At 71.7% G+C, this 14,936-nt stretch carries 11 protein-coding genes and 1 pseudogene; 3 read left to right on the top strand and 9 right to left on the bottom strand.

Translation table 11 applies throughout. The annotated features are described in order from the left end of the window. Positions 1 to 84: 84 nt before the first annotated feature. The 5 genes from ABD466_RS40895 to ABD466_RS40875 all read right to left on the bottom strand — a co-directional run bounded on the left by ABD466_RS40895 (position 85) and on the right by ABD466_RS40875 (position 7,708). Positions 85 to 1,890 carry a diguanylate cyclase gene (locus tag ABD466_RS40895; RefSeq protein WP_344662692.1) on the bottom strand — a complete coding sequence of 602 codons (1,806 nt, stop codon included), beginning with the start codon at positions 1,888 to 1,890 and terminating at the stop codon, positions 85 to 87. A 195-nt stretch (positions 1,891 to 2,085) separates the two neighbouring features. Then, positions 2,086 to 3,681, bottom strand: coding sequence for a citramalate synthase (gene cimA, locus ABD466_RS40890; RefSeq protein WP_344662691.1), 1,596 nt, complete (start codon positions 3,679 to 3,681; stop codon positions 2,086 to 2,088). Positions 3,682 to 3,875: 194 nt separating this feature from the next. Next, the gene (locus tag ABD466_RS40885; RefSeq protein ID WP_344662690.1) at positions 3,876 to 5,159 is read right to left on the bottom strand and encodes an MFS transporter; all 1,284 of its coding nucleotides are present in this window, start codon (positions 5,157 to 5,159) and stop codon (positions 3,876 to 3,878) included. A gap of 89 nt (positions 5,160 to 5,248) precedes the next feature. Then, complete coding sequence (locus tag ABD466_RS40880; protein WP_344662689.1) at positions 5,249 to 6,346, bottom strand: branched-chain amino acid aminotransferase; 1,098 nt, start codon at positions 6,344 to 6,346, stop codon at positions 5,249 to 5,251. A gap of 288 nt (positions 6,347 to 6,634) precedes the next feature. Next, positions 6,635 to 7,708, bottom strand: a complete 1,074-nt coding sequence (locus tag ABD466_RS40875; RefSeq protein WP_344662688.1) for a 3-isopropylmalate dehydrogenase — start codon at positions 7,706 to 7,708, stop codon at positions 6,635 to 6,637. A gap of 382 nt (positions 7,709 to 8,090) precedes the next feature. Between ABD466_RS40875 and ABD466_RS40870 the strand changes: the two genes are divergently transcribed. Continuing rightward, a complete protein-coding gene (locus ABD466_RS40870; protein ID WP_344662687.1) occupies positions 8,091 to 8,879 on the top strand; it encodes a class I SAM-dependent methyltransferase in 789 nt (262 codons plus the stop codon). Positions 8,880 to 8,933: 54 nt separating this feature from the next. Here the strand turns inward: ABD466_RS40870 and serA are convergent, their stop codons facing one another. Beyond that, positions 8,934 to 10,526 (bottom strand): phosphoglycerate dehydrogenase, encoded by a 1,593-nt coding sequence (gene serA / locus ABD466_RS40865; protein ID WP_344662686.1) that lies wholly within the window; start codon positions 10,524 to 10,526, stop codon positions 8,934 to 8,936. A gap of 249 nt (positions 10,527 to 10,775) precedes the next feature. Between serA and ABD466_RS40860 the strand changes: the two genes are divergently transcribed. Together ABD466_RS40860 and ABD466_RS40855 are read left to right on the top strand one after the other, a co-directional pair. Beyond that, the gene (locus ABD466_RS40860) at positions 10,776 to 11,930 is read left to right on the top strand and encodes an Mrp/NBP35 family ATP-binding protein (RefSeq protein ID WP_344662685.1); all 1,155 of its coding nucleotides are present in this window, start codon (positions 10,776 to 10,778) and stop codon (positions 11,928 to 11,930) included. 48 nt (positions 11,931 to 11,978) lie between these two features. Then, positions 11,979 to 12,995: a phosphotransferase gene (locus tag ABD466_RS40855; RefSeq protein WP_344662684.1), complete on the top strand. Its 1,017-nt coding sequence runs from the start codon at positions 11,979 to 11,981 to the stop codon at positions 12,993 to 12,995. Between the two features lie 134 nt (positions 12,996 to 13,129). Here the strand turns inward: ABD466_RS40855 and ABD466_RS40850 are convergent, their stop codons facing one another. From ABD466_RS40850 to ABD466_RS40840, 3 genes and pseudogenes are all read right to left on the bottom strand, one after another. Continuing rightward, positions 13,130 to 13,456, bottom strand: a complete 327-nt coding sequence (locus ABD466_RS40850; RefSeq protein ID WP_344662683.1) for a hypothetical protein — start codon at positions 13,454 to 13,456, stop codon at positions 13,130 to 13,132. Positions 13,457 to 13,521: 65 nt separating this feature from the next. Continuing rightward, positions 13,522 to 13,797 (bottom strand): annotated as a pseudogene (locus tag ABD466_RS40845) (WhiB family transcriptional regulator); the annotation flags it as partial. Between the two features lie 177 nt (positions 13,798 to 13,974). Beyond that, on the bottom strand, positions 13,975 to 14,406 hold the full coding sequence (locus ABD466_RS40840; protein ID WP_344662682.1) for a hypothetical protein: 432 nt from the start codon (positions 14,404 to 14,406) through the stop codon (positions 13,975 to 13,977). Positions 14,407 to 14,936 lie beyond the last annotated feature (530 nt).

Here is a 14,936-nt window from a genome sequence, read left to right as displayed (position 1 = left end):
TACTCAGCCAACGCGCCGGGCAAGTACGAGAATCGACTTTCGTGTCGTCATGGTGGTAACCCTCCTCCCGCCGACGCGCCTGTGTCAAGCATTGATCGGAGCGGTCTCGCCATGCGAAACCGCCCAGGTGTCGGCGAGCGGCTCGGCCACGACCCGGTTGCGGCCCCCGGTCTTGGCCCGGTACATCGCGGCGTCGGCGCGGCGCAGCAGGTTGGAGGCGGTGCCGCCGGGTTCGGAGAAGGCCACGCCGATCGACGCCCCGAGCCGGTGCGTGAGGCCCTCGATGCGGTACTCCTCACACAGTCGCCCGCGGATCCGCTCGGCGACCACCAGCGCGCCGCCGACCGTGGTCCCGACCTCCAGCACGATCACGAACTCGTCCCCGCCGAACCGGGCCACCGTGTCCCCGACCCGCAGCGAGCCGGAGATCCGGCCCGCCGCCTCGACCAGCACCCGGTCGCCGGTCTCGTGGCCGACCGAGTCGTTGACGCCCTTGAAGCCGTCCAGGTCCAGGAAGATCACCGCGACCGGCTCCCACTCGGCCTGCCGCTGGGTCAGCGCGTGCTCCAGCCGGTCGGTGAGCAGCGCCCGGTTGGCCAGGCCGGTGAGCGGGTCGTGGTAGGCGTGGTGCTGCAGCGTCTCGGCGGCCCGCCGCAGGTCCTCGGTCAGGCGCTGGTTCTCGTAGAGGGTCAGGCTCTGCCGGGCCACCAGGGCGACCAGGACCGCCGCGCCGGCGATCAGCACCACCGGGTCCATCCGGCGATTGGTGTCCAGGCCGTCGGCCAGGACGCCGGCCAGGCAGAACGCCGCCGCGAGGTAGGGCAGTATCGCGCGGACCGTCCGCAGGGACGTGCTCATCGAGGGCGGCGGCTCGATCGGGCGGTCCAGGGCGCCCGGGATGACGGTCACGGCCGGCGCGGAGGCGCCCACGCACCCGGCGACGGCGTCGCAGTCGTGCAGCGCGGAGGCGTCGTGCACCGCGGCCGCGCATCCGGTCGGGCAGTCGGCGCCGGCGAGCACGGCCGGCTCCGGCGAGCCCGGCGGCCCTGGCAGCCCTGACGGCCCCGACGGCGCGGGCCGTTGCGCGACCACCTTGCCCACCCGTTCCGGCCGGAACCCGTCGCCGTACCAGGCCGCCGCCGCGATCACCAGGTAGCCGGCGAACCAGCCGGTGTCCAGGATGCCGCCGGAGCGGTAGCCGTCGCGCACCGCGGGCATGGTGAAGATGGAGTCGCAGACCACGATCATCAGATAGCCGACCCGCACCCCGGTGCCGATCCCGCCGCGCTCCCCCGGCGTGCGGCCCCGTAACGCCAGCAGCAGGCTGACCAGCACCAGGTCGAAGGCCGGGTAGCCGAGCACCAGGAAGGTGCGGACCGGCGAGTCCACCCGCTCGATGGCCAGCGCCAGCGCCAGCACCCAGGCCACGACGAACAGCGAGCCGGCCACCAGCGTGGTGTCCAGCAGCAGCCGGACCCGGGTGGACAGGCTCACGTCCTCGCCGTGCGCGGTGACGAACGCGGCCAGCGCCAGCGGCCCGAAGAACAGGAACGCCCAGTCCGCCGCCGAGGGGCTGGGCGGGGTGACGTCCAGGACCAGCTCGTACCAGGCCCACACCGTGTTGCCGACCGCGGCCGCCAGACAGGACAGCCCGGCCAGCAGCCAGGAGTAGCAGCGGAAACAGGCCCTGCGGTAGAAGCGCACCATCAAGATCGTGCGGCTGATGCACGCCGCCGCCGCGAGTCCCGCGGCGGCGGCCAGGCCGGCGTCGCCCAGCAGGGCCGGCACCGGCCGGCCGAGGCCCGTGACGGCCAGCGTGGCGTGCGTGGTGATCAGGCCGGCGGCGGCCGCATAGCCCGGCGGCACGCTGTGGAGGCGCGCCCCGGGCATCCCCCGAATCGGCCCTCGCCTGTCCAGTCCCATGGCAGTGCGTCACCAACCCTCGCTGACGTCGACGGAAGGCTGACTCTAGGGCACTGACCCCTTACGCACCGTCATATTAGCGGGAGATAACCGAGAGGAGAGCCGGAATCATCACCGATCGGGTCAATCTCCTGCCTTTCGGCGGACTTTTCAGGGCCCTCTTCAGAGAATTGTTTCCCCCTTCGCGAGCAGTCCATAGGTCACGGCGTCGACCAGCGCCTGCCAAGAGGCTGCGATGACGTTCTCGCCCACCCCGACCGTGGACCACTCCGCGCCGCCGTCGCTGGTGATGATCAGCACCCGGGTCCGCGAGGCGGTGCCGTGGTCGCCGGTCAGGATCCGCACCTTGTAGTCCACAAGCTCCAGCCCGGCCAGCGCGGGGTAGGCCGCGGCCAGCGCCGCGCGCAGGGCGTTGTCCAGCGCGTTCACCGGGCCGTTGCCCTCGCCGGCGGCCAGCACCTCCTCGCCCTTGACCCGGACCTTGACCGTGGCCTGGTTGACGATCGCGCCGTCGGCCAGCTGCTCGGCGAAGGAGCGCCAGGACAGCACGTCGAAGAACCGCGCCGGCGTGCCGAGCTCGCCGCGCAGCAGCAGCTCGAAGCTGGCGTCGGCGGCCTCGAAGGAGTAGCCGACCGCCTCCAGCTCCTTGACCCGGTTGGTGACCCGGCTCAGCGTCGCGGGGTCGGCCGACAGGTCGAAGCCCAGCTCCCGGCCCTTGAGCTCGACCGAGGCCCGGCCGGCCATCTCCGAGACCAGCATCCGCATGTCGTTGCCGACCAGCTTCGGGTCGATGTGCTGGTAGAGGTCCGGGTCCACGCGGACCGCCGAGGCGTGCAGGCCGGCCTTGTGCGCGAACGCCGACACGCCGACGTACGGCTGCTGCGGGTTCGGCGCCAGGTTCGTGACCTCGGAGACGGCGTGGGCGATCCGGGTCATCTCGGCCAGGCCGGCCGGCGGGACCACCTCGCGTCCGAGCTTGAGCTGCAGGTTGGCGACCACGCTGAACAGGTTCGCGTTGCCCGAGCGCTCGCCGTAGCCGTTGGCGGTGCCCTGCACGTGCGTCGCGCCGGCGTCGACCGCGGCCAGCGCGTTGGCCACCGCGCAGGAGGCGTCGTCGTGGGTGTGGATGCCGATCCGCGCCGCGGTGGCCTCGCGCACCTCGTGCACGATGTCGGCCAGCTGGGCCGGCAGCATGCCGCCGTTGGTGTCGCACAGCACCACCACGTCGGCCCCGGCCTCGGCGGCGGCGCGCAGGCACTCCAGGGCGTACGCGGCGTCGGCCCGGTAGCCGTCGAAGAAGTGCTCGGCGTCCAGGAAGACCCGCCGCCCCTCGGCGCGCAGGTGCGCCACGGTGTCCCGGATCATCGCCAGGTTCTCGGACAAGGTGGTCCGGAGCGCCAGCTCGACATGCCGGACATGGCTTTTGGCCACCAGCGTGACGATCGGCGCTCCGGACTCCCGCAGCGCGGCCACCTGAGGATCGTCGGCGGCCTTGGCGCCGGCTCGGCGGGTCGCACCGAACGCGGCGAGCTGCGCGTGCTTCAGGTCGAGCTCGGTCCGAGCCCGCCGGAAGAACTCCGTGTCCTTCGGGACGGCCCCCGGCCAGCCCCCCTCGATGAAGCCGACGCCGAGGGCGTCCAGGTGCCGCGCGATCGCGAGCTTGTCGGCGACGGCGAGGGACAGGCCCTCCTGCTGCGTGCCGTCGCGCAGCGTGGTGTCGTAAACGTGAAAGGACTCGTATTCGGCGTTGACGGACATACCGGCGGGCTCCTCGGCTTCAAAGCGTGCGAAAAACAGAAAACCCCCCGTGGAAGTCCACGAGAGGTCTGCGCGCTGGCGGTGGGCGATCCGTCAGGACCACTCCGGTGCCGGCGCGCACGCCGTAATGATCTGCGGCTGCTGCATGGTGTCCACCCTGCCACAGTCCGGTGTCGCCGGGACAGAGCGTCTCGTCATACGGGATCCGGTGTCGGCTCGGCGGCCAGGGGCACGTCGCGCAGGGAGCGCAGCGGCGAGAAGAACACCCACGCCACCGCGGCGTAGCTGCCGAGCACCGCGATCCAGACCGTGGCCCGCAGCCCGAACCAGGTGCCGAGCAGACCGCCGAGCAGCGCGCCCAGCGGCATGGTGCCCCAGACGATGAACCGGACGCTGGCGTTCATCCGGCCGAGCAGGGCGTGCGGCGTGATCGCCTGCCGGTAGGAGACCTGCGCGACGTTGTAGACGACGGCCATCATCCCGAAGAACGCCAGCCCGGCCGCGTAGAGCAGCACCCCCCAGCCCGGGGTCGCCAGCGGAGCCAGGAACGCCGGCAGGCCGATCACCAGCGGCGAGAGCCAGATGATGCGCGCGCTGCCGAACCGGTTCGCCAGCGGTCTGGCGATCAGGCCGCCCACGATGCCGCCGCACGCGCCGAGGGTCAGCACCAGGCCGACGCCGCCCGGCTCGAGGTCCAGGACCCGGACCATGAAGGGCGTCTCCACGGCCAGCATCATGGCGTTGAACAGGTTCCCGGTGCCGGTGCAGGCCACGATCCGGCGCAGGATCGGATGCTTGACGACGAAGTGCAGGCCTTCCTTGACGTCGTCCCTGATCCGGCGTTCCCCGTGAGCGGGATGCGGCGCCGGCTCGGGGGTCCTGATCAGGAACAGCGTCACCGCGGAGACGGCGTAGGTCGCGGCGTCGGCGATCAGTGAGCGCGCGGCCCCGAGCAGCCCGACCAGCACACCGCCGAGCGCGGGCCCGGCGAACTGCGCGAACGCCGCGGTGGTCCCGAGCTTGCCGTTCCCGTCGACCAGGTCCTCCTTGTCCAGAAGGACCGGCAGATAGCTCTGGTACGCGACGTCGAAGAACACGGTCAGCACCCCGGTGAGCAGCGCGACCACCAGCAGGTGCGGGTAGGTCAGGCGCAGGCCGGGCAGCGTGGCCAGGGGCACCGAGCCGAGCAGCAGCAGCCGTCCGACGTCGCACCACATCATCAGCCGGTGTTTGGCGGCGCGGTCCACCAGCGCCCCGGCGGGCAGCGCCACCAGCAGGAAGGGCAGGGTGCTCATCGCGGTGAGCAGGCCGACCTGGAAGGTGCCGGCGTCCAGCAGCAGCACCGCCGCCAGCGGCACGGCCAGCATGGTGATCGCGCTGCCGATCTCGCTGACCGCCTGGCCGCCCCACAGCAACAGGAAGTCGCGGTGCCGCCACAGCGAACGCCGGGGCGCGGGGCCGGTCAGGGTGTCTGTCACTCCCCGACTGTGCCCCACGCCCCGGCGGGATTCAAATACCGTCGATCACCCGAGCCGGCCGCGGGATCGGCCGACAGGCCGAAGCCCGGTCACGCGATCTTGCGGAGCCAGTGGTGCAGGTCGGGCGCCTTGCCGGTCTGGATGCCGAGCAGCGCCTCACGGATCCGCAGCGTCACCGGGCCGGGCTCGCCGCCGCCGATCGTGAACTCGCCGTCCTTGCCCTTCACCTTGCCCAGCGGCGTCACGACCGCCGCGGTGCCGCAGCCGAACACCTCGGTGATCTCGCCACTGGCCACACCGTCCCGCCACTGCTCGACGGTGATCGTGCCCTCGCCGGCCGGGATGCCGAGGTCGGCGGCCACGGTGAGCAGCGAGTCGCGGGTGATGCCGGGCAGCAGGGAGCCGGTCAGCGCCGGGGTCATCAGGCGGGCGTCGTCGCCGCTGCCGTAGACGAAGTAGAGGTTGTTGCTGCCCATCTCCTCGACGTACTTGTGCTCGAAGCCGTCGAGCCACACCACCTGGTCGCAGCCCTGGGCCACGGCCTGCGCCTGGGCCAGGAAGCTGGACGCGTAGTTGCCGCCGCACTTGGCCTCGCCGGTGCCGCCCTTGACGGCGCGCACGTAGTCCTCGGTCAGCCACACCGTCACCGGCTTGACGCCGCCGGCGAAGTAGGAGCCGGCCGGACCGGCGATGAGCATGAACAGGTATTCCCTGCTCGGCGCGTTGACGCCGAGGCCGACCTGCGTGGCGAACATGAAGGGCCGGAGATACAGGCTGTGGCCCTCGGCTTCGGGCACCCACTCGCGGTCGGTGCTCACCAGCGCGTCGATCGCCGCCAGGAACAGGTCCTCGGGGAGCTCCGGCATCGCCATCCGGCGGGCGCTGCGGTTGAACCGCGCGGCGTTGGCGTCCGGCCGGAAGGACACGATCTGGCCGTCGGCGGTCCGGAAGGCCTTCAGGCCCTCGAAGATCTCCTGGCCGTAGTGGAAGACCGAGGCGGCCGGGTCCAGGCTCACCGGGCCGTAGGGCTCCAGCACGGCGTCGTGCCAGCCGCGGCCCTCGGTGTAGCGGATCGTCACCATGTGGTCGGTGAAGATCTGACCGAAGCCGCCGACCGCCTTCAGGGCCTCGCGCTCCTCGGCGGACTTCGGGGTACTGCTGGGCTTGAGTTCGATGGTCGATGTCATCGCGCGTCCTCCTTGACGGCCTCGACGGCCTGCTCGGGCCCGGTGTACGGCCGAGGTGCGCAGCTCGCAGCGCCCCTCCGGGGAAAATCCCATTATCTGAGACGTTACCTCAGGAGCGGAGCGAGGCATACCTCGCCAGGTCGCGCATAGCCCGCGCGGCCGAGCCCGCTTCCCGGCCGGCTCCCGACCGGTCGCGGACAAACAGTGCAGAGCTGTGCGACGGCCCGGCGGCACGCAGTCGCGAGCCGAGCCGAGCCGATCGGGTTCAGTCCTTCCGGCGGCGGTGTCTCAGCCGGCTGCCTTGGCAGCCAGCGCGTCGCCGATCTCGGAGGTCGTCCGCGGCGTGGGGTCCGCCGCGCGCTCGGCCAGATCGGTCTCGACCGCGGCCTCGATCCTGCGCGCGGCCTCGGACAGACCCGGCAGGGCCTTGGTCCGCCCGAGATGGTCCAGCAGCAGGGCGGCGGACAGGATCGCGGCGGTCGGGTCCGCCTTGCCCTGCCCCGCGATGTCCGGCGCCGAGCCGTGCACGGGCTCGAACATCGACGGGAAGGTGCCGGTGACGTCCAGGTTCCCGGACGCCGCCAGGCCGATGCCGCCGGTGACCGCGGCGGCGAGGTCGGTGAGGATGTCGCCGAACAGGTTGTCGGTGACGATGACGTCGAAGCGCTCGGGCTGGGTGGCCAGGAAGATGGTCGCGGCGTCGACGTGCAGGTAGTCGGTGGCGACCTCGGGGAACTCCGCCGCCACGGCGTGGAAGACCCGGCTCCAGAGCGAGCCGGCGAACACCAGCACGTTGGTCTTGTGGACCAGCGTCAGCTTCTTGCGCGGCCGGGCCTGCGCCCGGGCGAACGCGTCGCGCACCACGCGCTCGACGCCGTAGGCGGTGTTGAGACTGACCTCCGTGGCCACCTCGTGCTCGGTGCCCTGGCGGATGGTGCCGCCGTTGCCGGTGTACGGACCCTCGGTGCCCTCGCGGACCACGACGAAGTCGATCTCGCCGGCCGCCTTCAGCGGGCCCTCGACGCCCGGGTAGAGGCGGGACGGCCGCAGGTTCACGTGGTGGTCGAAGGCGAAGCGGAGCTTGAGCAGCAGCCCGCGCTCCAGCACCCCGGAGGGCACGCTCGGGTCGCCGATCGCGCCGAGCAGGATCGCGTCGTAGCCCTTGAGCTCGCCCAGTACCTCGTCCGGGAGCGTCTCGCCGGTGGCGTGGTAGCGGCGGGCCCCGAGGTCGTACTCGGTGCCCTCCACCTTGACGTCCGCCGGCAGCGCGGCCTGCAAAACCTTCAGGGCCTCGGCGGTGACCTCGACGCCGATGCCGTCGCCGGGGATCACTGCCAGCCGGATGGAGGAGGGAGCGGTCATGGTCCTACGGTAGTCCGTGTCTCAGAGGGCAAGCGACGAGCGTTCACGATGTGGACGCCGGCGATCTCAGCGGCTCCGGCGGTCCAGCGCCTCCTGCAGCGCCTCACGGGCGGCCTTGGCGGCTTCGGAGGCGGAGGCGGCGGACGTGGGACGGGGGCGGCGGGTACGGGTCATGGCGGACTCCAGACAGAAGAAGGAGGGCTTGGGTCGTCGTGAGGGGAGGACGACTCCGAAGGGTGCCGGAGTACAGCGAGAGACTGCCGCGGTGAGGATGGCCTGCGGCGCAGTCAAAACACTAGGACATCCGACTAAATCCTGTCTGCCGCTGGAGCCGATGTTCTTACGATGTGAGACTGCCTCTTTTGGTTCAGAATCAGGGGCTATGAGCCTCGCCCCCGTCCGCGAGCGTTACGGCGACCGCCTCTTCAAGCCGGAACGCGTCGCCACCGAGATCCCCCGCCTGTCCGCCCTGGCGGCCATGCACGACGCCGACACCTTCCGCTGCCTGGCGGGCCTGGGCGTGTCCCCCGGATGGCGCTGTCTGGACGTCGGCACCGGCCCCGGGCATGTCGCGCGGTGGCTGGCGACCAAGGTGGGGCCGGACGGCACGGTGACGGCCCTGGACCGCGACACCCGGATGCTCCGCACCTTCGAGAACCCCGCGAACCTGGAGCCGCTCGACGCCGACGCCCTGACCGCCGACCCCGGCCGCTTCGACCTGGTCCACTGCCGCATCATGCTGATGCACACGCCGCAGCGCGCGGACCTGCTGGCGCGGATGGCGTCCTGGCTCAAGCCGGGCGGCTGGCTGGTCGTGGGCGACCATGTGGACTTCGCGGCGCACTCGTCCCCGCATGCGGCCCTGCGCCAGACCTTCGCGGCGATGCGCAGGATGCTGAACACGACGATCGGCACGGACTTCCACTTCGCCCGCGACTACGCCGGCCGGCTCCGCGACCTGGGGCTGACCGAGATCGGGCTGGACGCCTCGACCCCGGTGCTGCGCGCGCGGACCGCGCCGAACGAGTTCTGGCTGCGGACCTGGGACCAGTTGTGGCCGCGGATGGTCCTGGACGACGAGGTGTATCGGGAGGCGCGGCGGCTGCTGAAGGACCCCGACGTCGTGGACCTGTCGCTCACGCTGGTGACCGCGTGGGGGCGGCGCGGATAGCGGGACGGCCCCGCCCGGAAGGGCGGGGCCGTCTCGGCGCGATGGTGCGGACGCTCAGTTCTCCAGCGAGATGCTGTGCACCGCGGTGGCGCCGATCGCCGTCTTGATCTCGTCCAGCAGCCCGGACGGGACCACGGAGTCGACGGTCAGCGCGACCAGCGCCTCGCCGCCCTTGGCGGCCCGGGCGACCTGCATGCCGCCGATGTTGATGCCGGCCGCGCCGAGGATGCCGCCGAGCTGGCCGACGACGCCGGGCCGGTCGGTGTAGCGCAGGAACAGCAGGTGCTCGGCGATGCTGACGTCCAGCTGGAAGCCGTCGACCTCGACGATCTTCTCCACCAGGCGCGGGCCGGAGACGGTGCCGGAGACCGAGACCACCGTGCCGTCGGCCAGCACGCCGCGGACCGTGGTCATGTTGCGGTAGTCCGGGCTCTCCGAGCTGGTGGTGAGGCGGACCTCCATGCCGCGCTCAGTGGCCAGCAACGGGGCGTTCACGTACGACACCGAGTGCTCGACCACGTCCGCGAACACGCCCTTGAGGGCGGCCAGCTCCAGCACCTTCACGTCGTGCTGGGTGATCTCGCCGCGGACGATCACGTCCAGCTGGGTCGGCGCGGCGCCGGCCAGGGCGGTGAACACCCGGCCCAGGCGCTCGGCCAGCGGCAGGCCCGGGCGCACGTCCTCGGCGATGGTGCCGCCCTGCACGTTGACCGCGTCCGGCACCAGCTCGCCGGCCAGCGCCAGGCGCACCGACTTGGCGACCGCCACGCCGGCCTTCTCCTGGGCCTCGTCGGTGGAGGCGCCCAGGTGCGGGGTGACGACCACCTGGTCCAGGTCGAACAGCGGGGACTCGGTGCACGGCTCGGTGACGAACACGTCGATGCCGGCGCCGCCGACCCGGCCCTCCTTGATCGCGATGGCCAGCGCCGCCTCGTCGACGATGCCGCCGCGGGCCGCGTTCACGATCCGGACACCCGGCTTGACCTTGCGCAGCGCCTCCTCGCCGATCAGGCCCAGGGTCTCCGGGGTCTTCGGCAGGTGGATGCTGATGAAGTCGGACTCGGCCAGCAGCTCGTCCAGGCTCACGACCTTGGCGCCGAGCTGCCCGGCCCGGGCCGGCTGCACGTAGGGGTCGTAGGCCAGCAGCCGCACGCCGAACGGCGCCAGCCGCTGCGCCACCAGCTGCCCGATCCGGCCGAAGCCGATGATCCCGACGACCTTGTCGTCCAGCTCGACGCCGGTGAACTTGCTGCGCTCCCACTTGCCGCTCTTGAGCGAGGCGTTGGCCTTGGGGATGTGCCGCGCGGTGGCCAGCAGCAGCGCGATGGCCAGCTCGGCGGCCGAGGTGATGTTCGAGGTGGGGGCGTTCACCACCATGACGCCGGCCTTGGTGGCCGCGCCGACGTCGACGTTGTCCAGGCCCACGCCGGCCCGGGCGACCACCTTGAGCCTGGTGGCGGCGGCGAGCGCCTCGGCGTCCACCTGGGTCGCCGAGCGCACCAGCAGGGCGTCGGCGCCGGGCAGGGCGGCCAGCAGCGAGGCCCGGTCCGCGCCGTTGCAGTGGCGGATCTCGAAATCGGGGCCGAGCGCGTCGACGGTGGCCGGCGACAGCTCCTCGGCGATCAGGACGACGGGTTTCTCAGACACCACAGGCTTCGTCACGACAGCAGTTCCTTCACGCAGGTCAGGAGTGAATTCGCCCGGATCCACGACGCTGTGATGTGGGCTGTACCCGGTTCAGTGTAGACCGTGGGCGGCGGGTCCCACCCCTTCCACCGCGTAATGAGACGGCGTGCCGTGTGGACTCTTCGGCGCGTCTGCGCCCCCGTGCCGCGTGACGCAGGGCATACCGGTTGACACTCAGTGCCGCGCGCGTGAAGACGTAGCATCGACCCTATGAGTATCGCCGTCGAGCATGGGATCACCGAGGACGCCATCCACAAGGCGCTCTCGAAGGTCCAGGACCCTGAGATCCACCGCTCCATCACCGAGCTGGACATGGTCAAAGCGGTCCACGTGGCCGCCGACGGCGCCGTCAAGGTCGCCATCTTCCTCACCGTGGCCGGCTGTCCGATGAAGGACCGGCTCACCTCGGACATCCGGCGCGAGGTCGGCGCGATCGCCGGCGTCACCGCGGTCGAGGTGGAGCTGGACGTGATGAGCGCCGAGCAGCGCGAGGCCCTGAAGACCAAGCTGCGCGGCGGCCAGGTCGACCGCGAGATCCCGTTCGCGCAGGCCGGCAGCCTCACCCGGGTCTACGCCATCGCCTCCGGCAAGGGCGGCGTCGGCAAGTCCTCGGTCACCGTCAACCTGGCCGCGGCCCTGGCCGCCAAGGGCCTGAAGGTGGGCGTGGTGGACGCCGACATCTACGGCCACTCGATCCCGCGCATGCTCGGCGTCACCGAGCCGCCCACCCCGATCGACGACATGATCCTGGCCCCGACCGCGCCCAGCGGCGTGAAGGTCATCTCCATCGGCATGTTCACCCCCGGCAACTCCCCGGTGGTGTGGCGCGGCCCGATGCTGCACCGCGCCATCCAGCAGTTCCTGGCCGACGTCTACTGGGGCGACCTGGACGTGCTGCTGCTGGACCTCCCCCCGGGCACCGGCGACATCGCGATCTCGGTGGCCCAGCTGGTCCCGAACGCCGAGATCCTGGTGGTCACCACGCCGCAGCAGGCCGCCGCCGAGGTGGCCGAGCGCGCCGGCACCATCGCGGTCCAGACCCGCCAGCGCATCACCGGCGTCATCGAGAACATGTCCTGGATGCCGTGCCCGCACTGCGGCGAGCAGGTGGACGTCTTCGGCAGCGGCGGCGGCGAAACCGTGGCCGAGGCCCTCACCCGCGCCACCGGCACCAAGGTCCCCCTGCTCGGCCAGGTCCCGATCGATGTCCGCCTCCGCGAGGGCGGCGACACCGGGGAGCCCATCACCGCCGCCGACCCGGCCTCTCCCGCCGCCCAGGTCCTCCTCGGCATCGCCGACAAGCTCGCCACCCGCTCCCGCGGTCTGGTCGGCATGTCCCTGAGCGTCTCCCCGGTCCGCAAGTAACGGGTAAACCGGTCGCAGCCCCCTGACCCGCATGGCACCATGAAGGCCATGCGGTCGCGGACCCCGATGAGCGAGGCCCTGCAAGCCGAACTCGGACGGCCGCACCGGATCCGCAAGCTCGGGAGCAGCCCGCGCTCCCACGTCTGGCGGGTCCGCCTGTCCGCCGGCGACGCCGTGATCAAGCAGCTGGCGGCCGGACCGGGGGCCGACGAACGCTTCGCCCGGGAAGTCGCCGCCCTGCGGGCGGCCGCGGCCGCCGATCCCCCGGTGGTGCCGCGGCTGCTGGGCGCCGACCCGGCGGAGCGCGTGCTCGTGGTCGAGCGGATCGAGGACCGGACACCGCCGCCGGACTGGATCGTCGGCTACGCGACGGCTTTGGCGGGGCTGCACAGCGTGCCGACCGCCGGGGTGCCGCTGCCGCGGTGGTCGGGGCCGACGGGGTCCGACCTCGAGGCGTTCGTGACACTGGCGGCGCGTCTGGGCACACCGGCGCCGGACGCGGTCGGCACGGAACTGACCGCGCTGCTGGCCCGGCTGGCCACCCGCACCGGCCGCGGTCACCTGCTCCACGGCGACCCGTGCCCGACGAACGACCTGCACACGGCCGCCGGCGTACGCTTCGTCGACTTCGAGCAAGCGTCCCTGGGCGACGGCACCGTCGAACTCGCCTACCTCCGCATCGGCTTCCCCACCTGCTGGTGCTCGACCGCACCGCCACCGGCCCTGCTCGCCGAGGCCGAAGCCGCCTACCGCGAGACGTCGGGCCGGAGCGTCACCCCGGACGAGCTGGCCGACGCGTGCGCCGCCTGGCTGATCCGCGGCGACGCCCTCGTGGAACGCGCGCACCGCGAGCGACGTGACCACCTCGCGCGCCTGCCCGACGAGGACTGGACGTGGGGCCCGCCGACGGCACGCGAGCGGGTGCTGCACCGCCTCGGCGTGGTCGGTGACGTGGCCGACGCCGACGGTCCGCTGGGCGAGACGAAACGACTCGCGGTGCGGTTGCGGGCGGCGATGGTGGCGCGGTGGCCGGGGTTGCGGGCGTTGCCGGAGCGGCGGGGGTGACTCGCCGCCACGACGCCACGGCACGCCGGAGGGCCGGTCCCGAATCCCCGGAACCGGCCCTCCGAAATCGCCGCCCTACGAGCCCTCAAGACCCGCGTCCCCCGGCGGCCGTGCGTTGTGCAGGCTTCGCAGCCCTAGTTCAGGAACAGACCGGCCAGGCTGCGCCGGGCCCGTCGTGCTCCTCGCTCGCTCTGCCGGCGCAGGCGGTTCGCCTCCTTGAGGAACCGCTGGCGTTCGGCCTGGTCGCGCAGCTCCTGTGATCGGTAGCGCGCGGCTTCTTCGTACTGGAATAGCATCTGGAAACTCCTTGTGGGATCGCCGGTTTCGGCGGTCGCTGAAATCGTCTTCGGGTACTGCTGTCTCGCGGTGGTGCCGCGCTGTTCCTGCGTGCCGTCGGTGGCGGTGCCGCGCCGGTGGGCCGGCCGGATCAGCCGCTGGCGGCTCAGACCTCGGGTGTTCATGCCGGGATCGCGACCTTCTTGGCGGCCTCGACCGCGGCGGCGGCCTCGGCGGCGATCTGGGCCTCGACCAGGGCCGCGTCCTTGCGCGGACGGCCCCGCGGCCGCTTGCGGGCCACGACGACGCCCTGCACGAACAGCTCGCCGCCCCAGACGCCCCACGGCTCGCGCCGCTCCAGCGCGCCGGCCAGGCACGCGGCCTTCACCGGGCACTCGACGCAGATCGCCTTGGCGAACTCGACGTCGGACGGGGTCTCCGCGAAGAAGACCTCGGGGTCGTAGGCGCGGCAGGGGAGGGTGGTGATGTCGGTCTGCTCGACTGCCGTGTCGAACACGTTCTGCACTGTGAGTCACCTCATCAGGAGATTTCCTCCCGGCATGAGTTCTTCAGGCCGGGTCTTGCGGTACCGCTCCCGGGCGGGGTCACCGCCGCGGGCCGTACTGTCGTGCTGAAACACGAAGGCCGCGGATCCCTGACGGGTTCCGCGGCCTCAAGTCCTGCCGGCTGAAGAGGATTGTCCTCATCCAGGTGGACTCGAGGTGCGGTAACCCCACGGGGTCATCGGCTTGGTGCCGTTGGTGCCGTTGTCGCTGTCACTGCCGTTGAAGCTGCCGTTGCCGTTGCCGTCGCCGTCGACTTGCGCCAGGAGCACCTCGCGTCGCCCGCCACGGACCAGCTGGGCCGGGGCCTCGCCCTGGACCGGCCGGACGTGGGCCCGCTCGGACTGCCGGACCTGCTCGCCGACATAGCCGCGCAGACCCAGGGCCTGGGCCGCGCCGGCCACGATCGCGCCGGAGACGGACTCCACCCGCGAGACGGAACCGCTGAAGCCGAAGCACTCCTGCCCGGACACCGGACGGCAAGAGGACACGACCGCCCCGCCGATGACACGGAACAGCGGCGCAGGGCTGTTCGCCTGCACGCCGTACACAACAGTGGTCGTGGATTCCACGGGACTCGCCTCCTCACTTCGTCTCGGTGCGGCTGGCGCCGATGGCAGTCGGCTCCGCACGTTCTCGTCTGAATGCTTATTGAGTTGACACACAGTGGTGCAGCAGGCATTCGTTCTCGCCCGCATCGGAAGGTTAGGTGATCCCCGCTAAGGGCCGCAAACTATTTTTGACCTGCGGTGATGCTGTGTGAGCCAGTCTGGGATCCAGACCCTCGGCCCCCGCGCCCCCGCATCCGGTCGACATAGTTGCCCCCAACCTCGACGCAGACCATGCTGTCAGAAGCGAACCCCGCTGTCACCCCTTTCACGCCAACTTTCTGGAAAACTTCGCTGTCAGGATTGGGAGCGACGGAGCGCGCACGCACAGGGGTCGCGCCTCGCGCGGAGGAAACAAGGGCGGGGATGGACGCGAACCCACACGCCGTCGGCGACGAGCCGGACGACGTCTTCGGCCCGGTCGAGGACGGCGAGGAAGTCTTCGAGTGGATCGACGACGGCGAGGCCGACCAGGACCCCGCCGCGGCTGGCCG

The organism is Catenulispora subtropica, from assembly GCF_039531675.1.
GTDB classification, from domain to species: domain Bacteria; phylum Actinomycetota; class Actinomycetes; order Streptomycetales; family Catenulisporaceae; genus Catenulispora; species Catenulispora subtropica.
Note: the sequence above shows the minus strand (reverse complement) of the source record. Positions and strands in the feature narration are given on the sequence as shown.